This window comes from Streptomyces sp. NBC_00647 (assembly GCF_045207245.1).
GTDB lineage: Bacteria > Actinomycetota > Actinomycetes > Streptomycetales > Streptomycetaceae > Streptomyces.
The window spans coordinates 10452988-10468528 of record NZ_CP109040.1 but is presented as its reverse complement, the minus strand read 5'-3'; the positions used below and the strand labels follow the sequence as shown (position 1 = coordinate 10468528).

Here is a 15541-nt window from a genome sequence, read left to right as displayed (position 1 = left end):
AGACACTCCGAGGCGATAGCAGCCGGAGGACTTCTCGTGAAGTACCACACCCGAGCATTCATCGCAGCCACCGGAACGGCACTCTTCCTGTCCGCGGCCACCGTGGCGTACGCCGATGGCAGCAGCCACGGTTCGGCAGGCAGCGTCCAGGCAGCGCGATCGGCGGTGAGCGCCTCGTCCTCCGCGACGGTGACCACCAAGTCCGGTCCCCTCGGCAAGATCCTGGTCAACAGCAAGGGGCACACCCTCTACCTCTTCCAGTCCGACAAGACCAACAAGTCCACCTGCAACGGAGACTGCGCCAAGGCCTGGCCACCGCTGAAGGCGCAGGGGAAGCCGACCGCCGGGGGCGGCGTCAACAGCAAGCTGCTGTCGACCATCACGCGCAGCGACGGCTCGAAGCAGGTCACGTACAAGGGGCACCCGCTCTACACGTTCGCCGACGACACCAAGGCCGGGCAGACCAACGGGCAGGGGCTCGACGCCTTCGGCGCCAAGTGGTACGTGCTGGGCACCGACGGCAAGGCGATCACCAAGACCTCGCCGTCACAGAGCGGCGGCTACTGACCGGCCCGCCTGGCGCCGTCCGAACAGGGCGTCGGCTGCGGCTGCTGCTCGTCGGTGGGGTTCAGCACGGCACGGCTCCGCAGGTGTGGGTGAGGATGCGCGCTCGCGCTCTCCGCGCTCTCTCTCCTCTCTGATCTGCATGAGCAGGCCAAGACCGCCGCCGAGGCTGACGACCGCTCCCTGAACTCGTGGCTTGTATCGCTTGTTCGCCGCGCCGTCGCGGATGGTGAACGCCGTTACTCCCAGGGGGCGTAACGGCTGCCTCTGCCTCGCTACGCGGGGGCGGGCATTCACCCCGGCCCTAAAGAACCGGGCACCCTGCCCGGAACCCCGGTGGAGCGCCCGGCACATGGCGTCCGCGCTGGTCGGAATCGTCGGCTGGGTCTGGGCGACCGTCCACATCGGGTGTCGCGGGCTGCTGAGGCGCCGGCACGGCTCGCCTCCACGGGTCGTCGTACGGCCCGTACTGTTCTGGGCGTCGGTGGTGGTGACGACGACGCTGGGCGCCGTCGCCTCCGCCCTGCTCCCCCGATGAGGGGTATCCCGGTCGTCTTCTTCGAACGGTTCCTGTGCGTGATTGCGGGCGCGTTGGTGCTGACCGCGACTGTCGTCGTTCCGCTTGCGGATTACGTACCCAGATACGTGGTTCTACGGAGGTCCGTTCCCTCCCGGCCATCTATGTTCGACGAGTCGAATGGCACGAACGGTGTTGAGGGGACTGAGTGACAAGCAACGCCCATGGGATGCGGGGCAGTTGGGTGACGCTGCTGGTCGCGGGGACGCTGCTGGCCGGGTGTTCGGACCAGGGGACGGACAACCAGCCTTCCCGGCAGAGCGATTCGCCCTCGGCCGGTACTTCGCCGCGCGCCTCGGCCAGTTCCTCGCCGGTCAGCGGGGAGAGCCCGTCGGCCGGCGCGTCCGCCGCCTCTTCCGTCTTCACGCCCGATGCCTCCCTCGTCCCCCGGACCGCCAAGGACGGGCGCCGGCTGGCCGAGTCCGTCGTGCTCGCCCCGGCCGGCTGGGGGCGGAGTTTCGTCGCCCAGACTCCGGCCGAGAGCACCCCGGGTACCTGGGCCGTGCTGAACGAGGACTGCCGCTGGCAGCGTGAGAAGCTCTCGCGCGGGGTGCTGGCGAGCACGTCCCGCTACAGCCGACTGCCGGCCGGCGGAGGCAAGGGCGCGGTCAAGGTGACGGCGGTCGCCACCGTGCACTCCTCCGTCCTCGGCGCCGACGAGCAGCTGAGCACCACCCTCGAAGAGGTGCTGCGCTGCCCGGAGCAGCGGCCCCGGTCCGACGAGCGGATCACGGGTCTCATGTCGCTCGGCACCCCCTTCGGCGCCCGCGAGCAGGAGTACGCCGACGACTCCGTACTCGAGGCCGGCGATTACGTCGAGAACGGCGGTGCCGCACAGCCGTACCGGTGGATGGTCGCCCGGCTGGGCACGGTCGTCGTGGCCGTCTCTGTGACGGGCGCGAAGGGCAACACCGCGCAGGAACTCGAACGGCTGGGCAGCAAGGCCCTGGCTCAGATGCTGACGCGCATCGAGCAGCGGCTGAAGGGGAAGTGATGGAGCCGCTGCGAACTTCGGATCCTGCCAGGCTGGCGGGCTACCGGCTGCTGGGACGGCTCGGTGCGGGCGGTATGGGGGTGGTGTACCTGGCCCGCTCGGCCGGCGGAACTCTGGTCGCGCTGAAGGTGATTCTGGCCGAGTACGCCGAGGACCCCGATTTCCGGGAGCGATTCCGGCGTGAGGCGGACACGGCCCGCCGGATGACCAGCCCGTGGGTGGCGTCCCTGGTGGACGCGGACCCCGAGGCGGCACAGCCCTGGCTCGCGACCGCCTTCGTCCCCGGTCCCTCGCTCGCCGAGGCTCTCGCCGCGCACGGGCCGCTGCCGGTGCCGAGCCTGCGGGTGCTCGGGGCGCGGCTCGCCGAGGCGCTGGGGGAGCTGCACGCGGCCGGTCTCGTGCACCGGGACGTCAAGCCGGGCAATGTGCTGCTGGCGCTCGACGGCCCACGGCTGATCGACTTCGGTGTGGCCCGCAATTTTGAGGACACTGCGCTCACCTCGACCGGTGTCGTGGTGGGCACGCCGGGGTTCCTGCCACCGGAACAGGCGCGGGGCGGGCGGGATCCGGGACCGGCCGGAGACGTCTTCTCGTTGGGCTGCGTGCTGGTCTTCGCCGCGACGGGGCGCCTTCCGTTCGGTACCGGGTCGATCGACGCGCTGCTGTACCGGACGGTGCACGACGCGCCGGATCTGGAGGGTGTTCCGGCGGAGCTCGCCGAGGTGGTGAGCAGCTGTCTGGAGAAGGACCCGGAGCTGCGGCCTACGGCCGAGGCGCTGTCCGAGGCCCTGACGGTCGCCGCGCCCTCGTCGCCCGCCTCGCCTTGCGACCCGCGGGAGGCCTTGCGCGTCGTACGTCCTCCGGAACCCGAGGACAACAGGATTCCCGGCGAAGGCGAAGAAGAGTCGGCCCCCGGCGACGAGGCCTGGCTGCCCGAGCCGTTGGTCAGGCTGATCGCGGAACGGTCGGCCGCCGGGCTCGCGCTGCCCTCCATCGACGAGACCGAGGTCGCCGCCGTGTCCGTCGGCACCGCTGCGACGGACACGGCGGCGCAGCCCGCGGTCCGTGCCGTCGGCAGACGCCGTTTCCTCCTGCTGGCCGGAGGCGCGGCGGTGGTCACGGCCGGGGGCGGACTGGCCGCGTGGGCGGCGCTCTCCGGTGACGGCGAGAACGACAGCGCCGCCCCGAACTCCAGCAGTCCCGTGTACACCCTCGGTCTGCATGCCGACCTGAGCGGCGATCAGAAGGCGGTCGGCCGGGCTCAGGAGCGGGGGCTGCGGCTGGCGGTCGAGGAGTTCAACTCCCGTGCGGACGGTCCCTTTGTTCTCGCTGTGAAGACGGTGGACGACGGTGGCGATCCGGCCCGGGCACCCGAGGCGGCCGCGAAGCTCGTCGCCGACCGTTCCGTGCTGGCCGTGATCGGTCCCACCACGGACGCCACCGCCCTGGCCTCGCTGGCGGCGTACGATGCGGCCTCGCTGCCCCTGATCGCGGTGTCGCCCGGCGCCACCGTGCTGGGGGTGACGGGCAGCCGGTCCTTCCTGCACGCCCGGGTGACGGACACGGTCCTGCCGTTCTACCTGGACGCGTATGTGCGCGGCACCGCGAGGTCGCGCACGGTCGGGATCGTCGACGACCGGGCGGCGGACGCCTACGGCTGGGAGATCAGCAGCAGCCTCGCCAATATCCTGCGGAAGGAACGGCAGCCGGCCGTGCCGAAGGTGGTCAGCGCCCTGCGCACCGACTTCGGGCCAACCCTGGATGCCCTGCTCGACGGGGGCGCGGACTCCGTGGTGTTCGCCGGTTACCACGACCGGGCGGCGCTGCTGGCCCGGGAACTGGGCAGTCGTGACTTCCCGGGGGCCAGGGCTGCCGCCCAGGGGGTGCTCGACGCACGGTTCCTGTCCGCGGCGGGGGACGCGGCGGACGGCTGGGTGATCGTCGCCCCGGTCATGGACGCCACCGTGGCGCCCGAGGCGAAGGCGTTCAGGGCCGCTTACCGCAAGCGTTTCGACGCGGAGCCGGAGCGGTACGCCGTCGAGACGTACGACGTGGCGCAACTTTCCGTACGCGCTCTGCGCTCGCTGACCGCCGGGCGCCGCACCCGGCAGAACCTGACGACGGCGCTGCGCTCGGCCACGTACAAGGGGATCAGCCGGAACCTCGCGTTCGACAAGGCGACCGGGGCCCTGGTCATCGACGGCAGCGGGGTCTACCTGTGGAAGGTCGCCGGCGGCCGGTTCGCGTACCAGGGCGTGGCGCCGTTCCAGGTGTCCACCTGATGGGGCGCTCGTACCAGGTGTCCACCGGGTGAGGCGCTGATGCAGCCGTTGCGCGGCGCCGACCCGGCCAGGATCGCGGGCTACCGGGTGCTGCGCCGGCTGGGCGCGGGCGGCATGGGTGTGGTGTATCTGGCCCGCTCTGCCGGAGGCGCGCTCGCCGCGGTGAAGGTGATCCGTGCGGCGCACGCGGACGACGCGGGGTTCCGGGCCCGTTTCCGCCGTGAGGTGGAGACGGGGGGCCGGGTCGCCAACCCCTGGGTGGTACCGCTGCTCGACGCGGACCCGGACGCGGAGTCGCCGTGGCTCGCCACGGCGTTCGTGCCGGGGCCCTCGCTGGCGGAGGCGGTGCAGGAGTGCGGGCCGCTGCCGTACGGGACCGTCCGCGTCCTGGGCGCGCGGCTGGCCGAGGCGCTGGAGGCGGTGCACGGGGCGGGGCTGGTGCACCGGGACGTCAAGCCCGGCAATGTGCTGCTCGCCGTCGACGGACCCCGGATGATCGACTTCGGTATCGCCCGGATGCCGGAGGACACCGCGCTCACCGCCAGCGGGATGGTGGTCGGCTCCCCCGGGTTCCTCTCCCCCGAACAGGCGCAGGGCAGGGGCCGGGAGATCGGGCCGGCCAGTGACGTCTTCTCGCTCGGCTGTCTGCTGGCGTACGCCGTGACGGGCGAGCGCCCCTTCGGGCATGGCTCCGCGGCCGAGGCTCTGGTGCGCACGGTCCATGACGAGCCGGAACTGGACGGCGTACCGGAGCCGTTGCTGCCACTGCTGCGGGGGTGCCTGGCGAAGGAGCCCGGCTCCCGGCCGGCGGTGGCCGAGATACGTCGGGCCCTGGACGGTACGGGCGAGGGCGGGGGCTGGTTGCCGGAGTCCCTGACCCGGCTGATCGCGCGCCGTTCGGCCGCCGTGCTCGCCCTGCCCGCCGTCGACGCGACCGAGGTGTCCGGAGCGTCCGGGGCGACGGTGGCCGACGCGGCGCCCGGCGCCGAGACGGCCGTCGGCCCGGGAGGTGCCACGCGCCGCCGCTTTTTGGTACTGGGCTCGGCCGCCGGGGTCCTGGCTGCCGGCGGAACGGCAGCGTGGTGGACGGCGAACGGCCCCGGCCGTACCTCGGCCCAGGGAAGCGGAACCCGCCTCCCGCGCCTGGTGGTCGCCCTGCACGCCGACCTGAGCGGCAGCGGCCGTACGACGGGCCGCGCCCAGGAGAACGGCGTCCGGCTCGCCCTCGACCACCTCAACTCCCGCGCCGGGCGCGGCTTCGACCTGGCGCTCCAGGTGCACGACGACGAAGGAAGCGCGACCCGGGCACGGCAGGTCGCCCGGCGGCTGGCGGCCGACGGCCGGGTCCGCGCGGTGCTCGGGCCGACCACCGACGCCGGTGCGAAGGCCACCCTCGGCCTCTACCAGCAGGCACGGCTCCCGATGGTCACCGTGTCGGTCGGACTGAACGAGGTGGACACCACCAAGTACCGGGTGTACGCGGCCACCCGCCCCGATGACGCGACCCTGGCGGCGCCGGTCTTCAGGTACCTCGTCCGCACCGCCGGGGCCCGCAAGACGGCGCTGATCGACGATGGCGCCGAGGGCGACTTCAGCTGGCGTCTGTGCGCCGGCGTCGACGAGGCCGTCCGATCCGCCCAGCGCACCACGGTCCGGCGCACCCTCGCCGCCGAGGACGGCGCGGACCGTGACTTCCGGGCCCTCGCGGAGTCGGTGACGGATGCGGGAGCGGACGCGGTGGTGTTCGGCGGCGGGTACGCGCGGGCCGCACAGCTGGCCCGGGCGCTGCGCTCCGCCGGCTACTCCGGTGCGCGGCTGGCCGGCCACCGCGCCCTCGACCCCCGCTTCCTCACCTCGGCGGGCGACGCCGCCGACGGATGGGTGTTCGCCACCGCCTTCCTCGATCCGGCCCGGGTGACGGCAGCGAAGTCCTTCGTCGCCGCCTACCGCGCCCGCTTCGACACCGCACCGCCCTGGTACTCCGCCGAGGCCTACGACGCGACGCTCTTCGTGGCCCGCGCCATGACGGCCCTGGGCGCGTCGCGCGCGGAACGGGGCGCAATCATGGGCCGGTTGCGCGAGACCGACTACCGGGGGATCACCAAACGGCTGCGCTACGACGCGTCCACCTACCGGTACGCGGACGCGATGTACCTGTTCCGGGCGACCAGAGGCGCCTTCCGCTGTCTCGGCGACTACCGGGACGCCACGGCCTGAGTTTCATCGTTCACGCGCGCGCCGGTCCAGGACCGTGCGCGTCATGAGGCCCGCCAGCGCCGAGCGGGACGACACGGAGGTCTTCCGGTAGATCGCCGACAGGTGGGTCTCGACCGTACGGCGGCTGAGGTACAGCTTGGTCGCGATGGCCTGGTTGCTCAGTCCTTCGGCGACGAGTTCCGCGATCTCCCATTCACGTGCGGTCAGTTGGTCGAGTTCCGTGGGAGCCAGGGGTGCCTCCTCTGCTGGGGGACGCACGAGCGCGGCCAGGTCGGACAGCAGGCGCGCGCCGCCGTCGTCGGCGATACGGCGGGCCCGCTCCCACATCGCGACGGCGCGCGGACGGTCGCCCGCGGCCTGTGCCTGGGTCGTCGCCAGCAGCAGGGAGTACGCCTCCCAGAGCCTGGCGCCGGAGGGTGCGTACGCCTGCGCGGCACGCTCGAAGAGGTCTGCGGCCGCGCGGGCGTCACCCTGGTGCTGGGCGAGCGCCGCCTCGGCCCGCAGTGCCGCCCCGCGCTGGCCGTGCAGCCCCATCCGGTCGGCCTCCTCGACGGCTCGTGCGGCCCAGCGCGCGGCCTGCTCGACGTCGCCGATCGCGAGGGCGGTGCTGACGAGGGTGTCCAGCTGGCCCGGGCGTATGGAGGGTTGCAGCCCCAGCAGTTCAGGACCGCCCGCCCTCAGGATGGCGTCCTGTGCGCGGTGCGGGTCGCCGCTCACGAGCGCCGTGTGACCGAGCACGCAGCCGGCCAGCGACGCCCACCAGTGGCGGCTTCCGCCGGCCGCGGCCACGGCCTCCTCGGCGGTCAGCAAGGCCCTGGTGTCGCCCAGAGGGCGGTGCGGGAGCAGGATCAGCGCCTTGAAACACAGGGTGAAGGCCAGGAGATCGCTGCTGCCGATGGCTCGTGCGACGGATTCCGCCTCCTGCGCCGACTCCAGGGCGGACGGCAGCCGACAGGTGTTGAGGTGCACGAAGGCCTTGCTGCTCAGCAGGTGTGGCAAGACGTGGACCTGGCCGCTGCGACGGGCGATGTCCAGCCCCCGGTCGGCGTGGCGTTCCGCGTCGGTGTAGCGCTCCAGCAGGGCTTCCGCCCAGGCCAGCCACACCAGCGACTCGCACAGTTCCGTGAGGTTGGGGTCGGTCAGACCGTCGGCGAGCCCGGCGGCGGCATCGGCGAACCGGCGGGCCGCCTCCGTCTCCCCTTCGTAGGCCTCGCCCAACGACCCCAGCGCCAGGGCCCCCATCTCTCCCATGAGGTCGCCGTGGGAGCGGGCCGTCGCGAGCGTCCGCTCGATGTCGTCGCGTACGTCGGGGTAGGAGACGGTGTTCAGGGCCGCCATGCCCAGCGCGAGCCCCAGGGAGACCGCCTGGCGGGGCTCAGGACCAGGGCTGCGGACCAGTTCCCGTTGCAGCAGGGCGATCGCTTCCGGGGAGTGTCCGAGGTGCCGTTCCATCATCGCGCACAGCGCTATCGCGTCCCCGCGCAGCGATGCGTCATCCGGCCCGGGCCTGCTGATCAGCGTGTGGAGCAGATCGCGGCTCTCCCGCAGGCTGCCGCCCACACCGAGGGCCCTGGCGCGCGCCAGCGTCAAATCCCCACGCCGCTGGGCGTGGGCGGGTGCCTCCGGCATGAGCCGCAGGACGACCTCCAGCAGATGTGCGGCGGTAGCGGGCGCCGTGTGGGCGAACTGGGCGGCCGCCTCGCTCAACACGGCCGCCGACACCGGATCCCAGCCGACCAGCGACCTCTCGACATGATGAGCCCGCTCGGCGGCGGAGGCTCCTGCCCGCGCCAGTTCGTCCGCCGCGCCCCGGTGGATCTCGGCGCGGCGCGGTGGGGGGGTGTTCTCGTAGACCAGTGCCCGCAGCAGCGGGTGGCGCAGGGTCCAGCGCCCGTCGGACCCCCTGCGCAGCAGATCCCGTCGCGCCAATGCACCGATGCAGTCGTCGAGTTCCTCCGCCGTGGTGGGTCCGGCCGTCAGGCTCAGCATCGCGGGCGTGGCATGGTCACCGAGGACCGCCACCGCTTCGACGGTACGGCGCTGTGCCTCGGTCAGCGCGGTCAGTTCGTCCAGCAGCAGCGAACCCAGTCCGCTCGGCACGCCGGACGCGGTGTCGTCGTGGGCCCGGATGGTGGTGCCGCGCGACGACGCGCCGTGCCGGTAGGCGTGCAGGAGGGAGAGGAGATAGAGCGGGTTGCCTTCGCTGGATTCATAGATCTTGCCGGCGTCGCCCGGTGGCAGGTCGGAGGCCAGCGCCTCGATCGAGTCCTGCTCGGGCAGCGGCCGCAGCGGCATGCGCAGTACGGCTCCGCTGTCGATGCCACGTGTCAGAGCGGCGGCAAGCGAGTGCGGCGTCTGCCGTTCGCGCCGGGCCACGACCAGCAGCACCCGGCCGGACGCGGGGTGTCGGATCAAGTGGTCCAACAGCTCCAGGGACGCGGGATCCGCCCAGTGCAGGTCGTCCAGGGCCATCACCAACCCGCTCCGCCCCCCGAGCCTGGTCAGCACTTCCGTGACGGCACGGTAGAGGCCGAATCGATCGCGGTTGCCCGTGCCCGACGCGGCGCCCTGCGCACTGTCGGCGCCGTACAGCACCGGTGCCGCCGCCTCGGGTACGTCGTCCGAGTCGAGAAAGGCACGATCGACGTCGGCGAACGCGTCCGTGAACGTCTGGAACGGAGTGTGCCGCTCGTACTCCGTGGCCCTGCCGCGCAGCACGGTCAGCCCACGCTGCCGCGCCCGCGCACAAAACTCGCTCAGCAGCCGGCTCTTCCCCATACCGGCGTCTGCGGCGATGTCGACCACGGCGGGGACGCCGTCCTGCCCCAGACCGGCGATCACCGAGTCGAACCGCCTCAGTTCCTCGGATCTGCCGACCAGCATCGTCGCCGTCCCGTCCACCGATGGCACCAGCGCGTCTCCATTCCCCACCGATTTTGCGTGATCATTCCAGAGTGGTCCCCTGGGCGGCCGGGCCCCGGCCATCAGACCTGGGCCGGTGCGCTCCCGCTGGGTGCGTCCTCGGCGCGGGTCGCCCGGGCCCGCCGGAGCGCTCCCCTCAGCCCTGCCAGCGCGGCGGCGGTTCCGGCGCCGACGGGAACGACCGGCCAGTACGCGATGCCGTTACCGAAAGCCGCGCACCCGAGGAGCGCGAAGCTCGCCGCCACCCCGACGACGAACCCGAAAACACAGGGCACGGACCGCTCCTGCCGCACCAACCTCACCCGGCCGTCGAGGCCGGCCAGGTACGCGGCGGCGGCCAGGGCGAGGGCGATCAGATACCCCATGATCAACGGGTACAGCGCGAACAACGCGATGTCCCACCCCCCGGGGTGCCAGCCGAGCCACACGTCACGCCCATTGATCTCCACGACCCGCCCATGCCACAGGCCCGCCTCGACCCGCTGGCCCTCCTGGAGGTCGTTCGCGGAGTCGTTCGGGACGCCGTTCGCCGTCTTCGTCTCGTCGCCGACGCGCAGTTCGATCGTGTACACGGTGGTGACGGACCAGATGCCACTGCCGCCGTCCTGTCCTCCGCCGTCTCTCCCACTCGTCGTGCGGGACGTCAGCTTCGTGATGGTGGCCTCGGCCGTGTGCAGCGTCCCGGTCGACCGTGCGTGCGCGACGCCCGTCTCCTCGTAGGTGCGCATGGCGAGCAGCAGGATCAGGGCAGCCATCACCAGGCGGAACACCCAGCGCAGCGCATGGCCTCGCACTGTCCTGGGCCGCCTCGTGCCCGGTCTGGTCCGCGACGTCGTGTCCCCGGTCTGCTCCTGCGTCATCGGGCCCCCTCGCCTTCCGGTCGGGAACAGACGAAAGCCGTCCCACCGGATCACACGCCGCACAGCTGACCATGGTTGCGGCCGACCACCCGGCCGTGAGCGCGTCACGGATGGTAGATGTCCCAGGTCGTCGACCCGGTGGGTGAGGGGTTCGGGGTCGACCGGTCCGCGTCGCACTGTGCGGCGCGCCGCCGGCGCCGGCACGAACTCATCCACCCAGCGTGAAACCCCACCGACCCAGATCCCGAGGGAAGTTCACAGATGCCGAAGAACCGACCACATCACTGACCTGGGGACCCATGCTCTGACCAGCAGCGACCACACCAGAGCGAACCGAACCGATTACCTAACCGAGCCGGCGGAACCCTGCCGGTGCGGGCGGGCGAGGTGATCGTCCAGGCCGATGACCTCGGCACCTGGGCGGCGGCGCAACGGACGGGCGAGTGCCCAGGAGTCGTCCTCTCCTATGCGGCCTCGATCTCCTTGATCTGGCCGCTCTTGGCGAAGTAGAGGACCACGACCTGCCGTGCAGGGCCTCAGCATAGAAGTCCGCTCTCACGTCTCCGTTGGCGGCGGTGCAAGGGCCGCCGCCGGCACGGGTGCCGCAGGGGGTCAACCTTCTCTGCGGTCCAGGACACGACGGGCCGCCTCTGCCTCTGCCGCAGGCGGCGACAACTCGTCGAGCGTGTCGAGTTCGGCGTCTGCCTCCAACTCGCTTTCCCAGGCCGCAGCGAGGCGCTCCTGCTCATCGCGTGGTGCGGCGTCGACAGTCTGCCGATCCTCCGGGTTCAGAGCCGCCAGAAATCTAGCCACCGAGTCCATCGGCATGCCGTACTCCTCATCGCTGGACAGCGTGTTGATTCCCGCCCAGCATGGTCAATCGGCTTTCGGTCGGTCGCCTGACACGGCTTCAGCACACTCGGATGGCCGCAGCCCGGACGGGCAGTCCCGGCCGACGCCCATCGGACCGCCACGGGCCGAACCACAGACGGTCTGTCCTGCAGACCGCCAGGGTCCGGTGATGACAGCACGGGCGTCGGCCTCTCTGCAGGGAACACTCACGACAGCCTCGGGCTGAAGCCGACGGTCGCCCATTTCCAGGTAGGACACGATCCCACCGCGAGCATTCCAAGCCCGAGCGACGCCACGCCGACAAGGCCTGCGACCTCCCTGACCTCAGGAGACGCCAGGAGGCCGTCCGTTGTTTCCAGCTCCTTGCCCCCTGGGCTTTTCTCCGCCGACACCCGCTAGCGCGCCATGGCTGCACGTCCGGGGGCCGACTTGGAGGCGATCTGCGAGACCGTCCCCGGGCGGTGGGCCCCGGGATACACCCAGTCGCTGGACGCCGAACCGCTCCCCTTCTGAACCCTCACGATTCGGGCCTGTTGAGACGCCGCCGGCAGATGAGGCTGCGGCGCGGTCCGCTCCACGAGTTGAAGCTGGACGGATGTAGCTGACACGTCGCCGACGGCCACCAGGGCGCGGGCGGTGTCGGTCGCCGCGCGGGTCCGGCGCTCTGGTGCGGGCAGTACGGCCGGCACCATGTCGGCGGCGTCCGGCGCCCCCGAAGGTCTGTCCGGCGGCATCCAGCCGCGGCAGGATCACCCGGCGGGCCTGTTCGCGCTGTCCCTGCCGTCCTTGGTCCGGCGGGCGGCGTGGCGGCTGTACGTCGACACCCCCGACGACATACGCCTGGCCCGCAAGATCCTCCGGAAGAAGTTACTGGAGCTGCTGATCACTTTGTCGATGGTCTACCGGCGTCTCGACCAGGCGCGCTTTCAGCCCTGACGGACGACGGATCGTGCTTCGAAGCATCTGATCTGTCCGGCCGGACTGGAGGCGCGCCCCCGGCCGGCACATCACCTGCCCAGTGATCACTACCGGATTTGTCAGACGGCCAGCCGCGCGTGGGCCCCACCGCCACCAGGCCAACACCGGCACGACCGGGAGTTCGTAAAAGCGAACTACTCGGCGCTCTCGGTCGAGCACTTGTCGACCGCTCGGTCCACGCGGACCGTGGCCGCCGGCTCGGCGGGCGGTGCTGGGGACGGCAGGGTTCGGGGTGCTGCGGAGCCCTGGTCAGCTCGCGCTTCCGCGGGGCCGCCCCCCGAACGGCCCTTGGGACACACCCTGGGCAGGCAGTCGTACTCCGGAATGCCCTTGCAGTGGTGGCACACCCCCGCCCAACCCCCCGCGATCGCCGCCCAGGCATGGTCCTGGTCGCCGATGGCGAGCGCGGTGACGAGGCGTTGGGCCGCCGCGGGGTCGACGGCGGCGATCTCCTCGACGACGACCACGGGCAGCGTACGCCGACTCCAGCCCCGAGGCTCGGCGGCCTCCAGCGACTCGGCGAGCGTGCGGGCGAACCGCACGGCAGCGTCGGCGGATCCGGAGACGATCACCGTGGTGATGGCCGCCCAGGCGCGGTCCTGGTCGAACTGGGAGGTGATCTGCTCGGCCATGTGCATCGCCGCGGGCGGGTTGGCAGCCGCCGCCACAGGGACCGCCGCCGTCAGCGCCTCGGCGCGCCGGGGCGGCGTGGGGGCGCGTCCCGCGACACGTGCCGCGGCGGCGGGGTCGACTGCGGCGAACGCCGCGGCGACACGATTGAGCATCCAGCAATCCCCGGCTTCGATCCTCGCCTTGAAGACCAGGCGTTCGGCGGTCGCGACGTCGAAGGGCGCGAGCGCCTCGGCGACCTGAAGCAACTGCATCGCGCGAGAACCAGCCCCCTCGAACTGTGTGTCCTTGCCGCGCCGGACGCCGATTCTCCTTGCCGTGGCCATGCGGGCGGCCTCCTTGAACAGCGCGGCGGCGCGCACTGGATCCAGCGGCATCACCTCGGCGGCGAACTCCGCCAGCGGCTTCGGCATCGCGCTCCGGTGCGCGCACTCCTCCGCCTGCCGCACGGCGTCGTCCAGCAGCGCCGCCGCACGTGCCGGGTTGGAGCCCGCGACAGCGGCGGCGACGCACCGCAGCGCCGTGGCGCGGTCGAAGGAACCGGGCATACGTCGGGCCAAGCGCTCGGCGAGGTCCGGTACGACCGGCGCGAGTTGCCGACAGATGCGGAACACGACCGCTTCCTCGTACCGGTCGAAGTCCGCCGACGCGAGCAAGGCCGCGGCAGCGCGCGGATCCGCGTCCAGCATGGCCAAGGCGACGTCCTGCCGCGCCCGGCGCCGGTTGTCCGCGTCGATGGTCGTGAGGATCCGCTGCGCCCGCGTCGCGTCGTCGCCCGCCACATGGCAGGCGACCGCCGTGAGTGCGTGCGCTCTCAGATCGGGATCGGGGAGCGCGGCGGCGACCCGCTCGGCCTCGCCGCGGTCGCAGGCGGCCAGGGCACGGAACACCGACTTCACCGGTGCGTGCGACGCCGGATCGAGCATCCGCATGACCTGCAAGCAGGCTTCGGTGTCCACCTCCGCCAAAGTCCCGGCGATGCGCTCCAGCCGATGGTTCCGTCCGAGGCCGCGCAGGTCGCTCGCGATGCGCACCGCTGCGCCCGGCCGCGTCCGAGCCGCTTCTTGCGCGATTCCGCACAGCGCGTCGTCCCGGGCCTCCATGTCGGCGATCTCGCCGGCCAGGCGCTCGGCCTTCCCCAGGTCCACAAGGGCCCACACCCGGGATAGCCGCCGCAGGTCCCACTGGCTCAACGCTCGGGCGGACCGGTGGAGCGCCGGGGCGTCGTCCGACGCGGCCTCGCCTCGCATATGGCGCTCCGCCTCGGTCAGCAGCTCTGCCGCGTGAGGTGGATCGTGCGGCCGGATGGCCTGAGCAATGGCGATGAGGTCCAGGTGCGAGACGTACCGTTCGCTCCGCACCGCGACGACCGCTTCCGCCCGCAGTTTGCGCGCTTCCTCGGGGGCTGACTTGGCCATTTCGGCGGCGATTGTGGCCAGCACGCGCCCCCGGGCGCCACCAAATTCGATGCGCCGCGCCGCATGCGCGGCGGCCGTCATGTCGGTCAGCGGGGCGCTTTGCGCACGGGGCACGGCCAGGGCGGGGTCACCGAGACGTGCGGCGACGTCGGCTGCAGTCGGACGGTCGGACGCCTGCCGCGCGAGCATCCGGTCGACCAGAGCGTCCAGGAATGGCGCCGCCTCGGCTCGCAGCGAACTGACCTGCGGCATCTGGCCCGAGGCGTGCAGCACGCGAAACGCGGCGAACCGGGATTCCAGGAAGGGCGGACGCCCGGTCAGCAGGTGGAACAGCGTGGCGCCCAAGGCGTACACGTCGGCGGCGGCGCCTACGGGGACGCCGTCGAATTGTTCCGGTGGCATGTACGCCGGAGTGCCGATCACGCTCCCGGTCTGTGTCAACTGGGGGTCCGCCGAGTCGAGCAGGCGCGCGATCCCGAAGTCGCATACCTTGCACGTACCGTCGTCCAGCATCATCACGTTGGCCGGCTTGATGTCGCGATGCACGATGCCCGCGGCGTGTGCCGCCGCCAGCGCGCTGGCGATCTGGCTGGCGCAGGCGAGCGCCTGTTCAGGCGGCATGCCGCCGGGATGGTCCCGAGCCAGCACCGCTCGCAGATCGCGGCCGCGCAGATACTCCAGCACCAGGTAGGGCGTTGTCCCGTGCTTCCCGGCATCGTGGACGGCGGCGATGTTGGGGTGCTGCAACCGGGCGGTGGCCCGTCCCTCACGTTCGAACCGCAGGAGGAACCGGCGCTGGTCTGCGGGGTCTTGCGGAAGCCGAGGGTGCAGCAGCTTCACGGCTACGCGCCGGTGTAGCTCCAAGTCCTCGGCGAGCCATACTTCGCCCATTGCACCGTGGCCCAACGGTTCGTCGAGCCGGTACCGACCGCCCAATTGCGTCCGCGCCCACCCCATGTCCGCCCTCTTCGCAAACGTAGCCGAGGTACTTGTCAACCCAGACGATTCACGCCCGGATCCGGTTCGCTCGCGTGTCCTGCCGCGAAGGCGGCGGGGGCACAGCTCAGCCGTGGCATCGCTACTTCGCACCGAGCGCCAGAGCTACGGGTCCGGGCATTGTTGCCGTCAACCAAGTGGGAAACGAGAGCAGGGCTGGCCGATTCGCAGATCTTCATCAGTGATGATGCTCGCGCGCTGAGAGTCGAACCGAAAGCCGCATATCGCCCTGCGGGCCCGCGGATAGGGGC

At 71.8% G+C, this 15541-nt stretch carries 10 protein-coding genes; 6 read left to right on the top strand and 4 right to left on the bottom strand.

Going from position 1 to position 15541, the window contains the following annotated elements; genetic code table 11:
• The first annotated feature begins 36 nt into the window (after positions 1–36).
• The 5 genes from OG788_RS46045 (at position 37) to OG788_RS46025 (ending at position 6634) form a co-directional block, all read left to right on the top strand.
• Positions 37–567, top strand: coding sequence for a hypothetical protein (locus tag OG788_RS46045; RefSeq protein WP_351552319.1), 531 nt, complete (start codon positions 37–39; stop codon positions 565–567).
• A gap of 349 nt (positions 568–916) precedes the next feature.
• Entirely contained in the window at positions 917–1102 is a 186-nt protein-coding gene (locus OG788_RS46040) for a hypothetical protein (protein ID WP_406368456.1), read from the top strand.
• Between the two features lie 187 nt (positions 1103–1289).
• A complete protein-coding gene (locus OG788_RS46035; protein ID WP_406368458.1) occupies positions 1290–2135 on the top strand; it encodes a hypothetical protein in 846 nt (281 codons plus the stop codon).
• Positions 2135–4417: a bifunctional serine/threonine-protein kinase/ABC transporter substrate-binding protein gene (locus OG788_RS46030; protein WP_406368460.1), complete on the top strand. Its 2283-nt coding sequence runs from the start codon at positions 2135–2137 to the stop codon at positions 4415–4417. Before OG788_RS46035 ends, OG788_RS46030 begins: the two co-directional genes overlap by 1 nt.
• Positions 4418–4456: 39 nt before the next feature.
• The gene (locus tag OG788_RS46025) at positions 4457–6634 is read left to right on the top strand and encodes a bifunctional serine/threonine-protein kinase/ABC transporter substrate-binding protein (protein ID WP_406368462.1); all 2178 of its coding nucleotides are present in this window, start codon (positions 4457–4459) and stop codon (positions 6632–6634) included.
• Positions 6635–6637: 3 nt separating this feature from the next.
• On the opposite strand, the gene OG788_RS46020 is transcribed toward OG788_RS46025, so the two are convergent.
• The 3 genes from OG788_RS46020 to OG788_RS46010 all read right to left on the bottom strand — a co-directional run bounded on the left by OG788_RS46020 (position 6638) and on the right by OG788_RS46010 (position 11244).
• Positions 6638–9544: an AAA family ATPase gene (locus tag OG788_RS46020; protein WP_406368463.1), complete on the bottom strand. Its 2907-nt coding sequence runs from the start codon at positions 9542–9544 to the stop codon at positions 6638–6640.
• 74 nt (positions 9545–9618) lie between these two features.
• On the bottom strand, positions 9619–10416 hold the full coding sequence (locus OG788_RS46015) for a hypothetical protein (RefSeq protein ID WP_406368465.1): 798 nt from the start codon (positions 10414–10416) through the stop codon (positions 9619–9621).
• Positions 10417–11028: 612 nt separating this feature from the next.
• On the bottom strand, positions 11029–11244 hold the full coding sequence (locus OG788_RS46010; protein WP_406368467.1) for a hypothetical protein: 216 nt from the start codon (positions 11242–11244) through the stop codon (positions 11029–11031).
• A 714-nt stretch (positions 11245–11958) separates the two neighbouring features.
• On the opposite strand from OG788_RS46010, the gene OG788_RS46005 reads away from it, so the two are divergent.
• On the top strand, positions 11959–12204 hold the full coding sequence (locus OG788_RS46005) for a hypothetical protein (protein WP_406368469.1): 246 nt from the start codon (positions 11959–11961) through the stop codon (positions 12202–12204).
• 176 nt (positions 12205–12380) lie between these two features.
• Here the strand turns inward: OG788_RS46005 and OG788_RS46000 are convergent, their stop codons facing one another.
• A complete protein-coding gene (locus OG788_RS46000) occupies positions 12381–15251 on the bottom strand; it encodes a protein kinase domain-containing protein (protein WP_406368470.1) in 2871 nt (956 codons plus the stop codon).
• Between the last annotated feature and the right edge of the window lie 290 nt (positions 15252–15541).

Bases quoted from the DNA above. Each gene is read 5' to 3' on its own strand.
- OG788_RS46015 (WP_406368465.1), bottom strand. From the start codon at position 10,416: ATGACGCAGGAGCAGACCGGGGACACGACGTCGCGGACCAGACCGGGC.
- OG788_RS46040 (WP_406368456.1), top strand. From the start codon at position 917: ATGGCGTCCGCGCTGGTCGGAATCGTCGGCTGGGTCTGGGCGACCGTC.
- OG788_RS46005 (WP_406368469.1), top strand. From the start codon at position 11,959: ATGTCGGCGGCGTCCGGCGCCCCCGAAGGTCTGTCCGGCGGCATCCAG.
- OG788_RS46030 (WP_406368460.1), top strand. From the start codon at position 2,135: ATGGAGCCGCTGCGAACTTCGGATCCTGCCAGGCTGGCGGGCTACCGG.
- OG788_RS46025 (WP_406368462.1), top strand. From the start codon at position 4,457: ATGCAGCCGTTGCGCGGCGCCGACCCGGCCAGGATCGCGGGCTACCGG.
- OG788_RS46000 (WP_406368470.1), bottom strand. From the start codon at position 15,251: ATGGGGTGGGCGCGGACGCAATTGGGCGGTCGGTACCGGCTCGACGAA.
- OG788_RS46010 (WP_406368467.1), bottom strand. From the start codon at position 11,244: ATGCCGATGGACTCGGTGGCTAGATTTCTGGCGGCTCTGAACCCGGAG.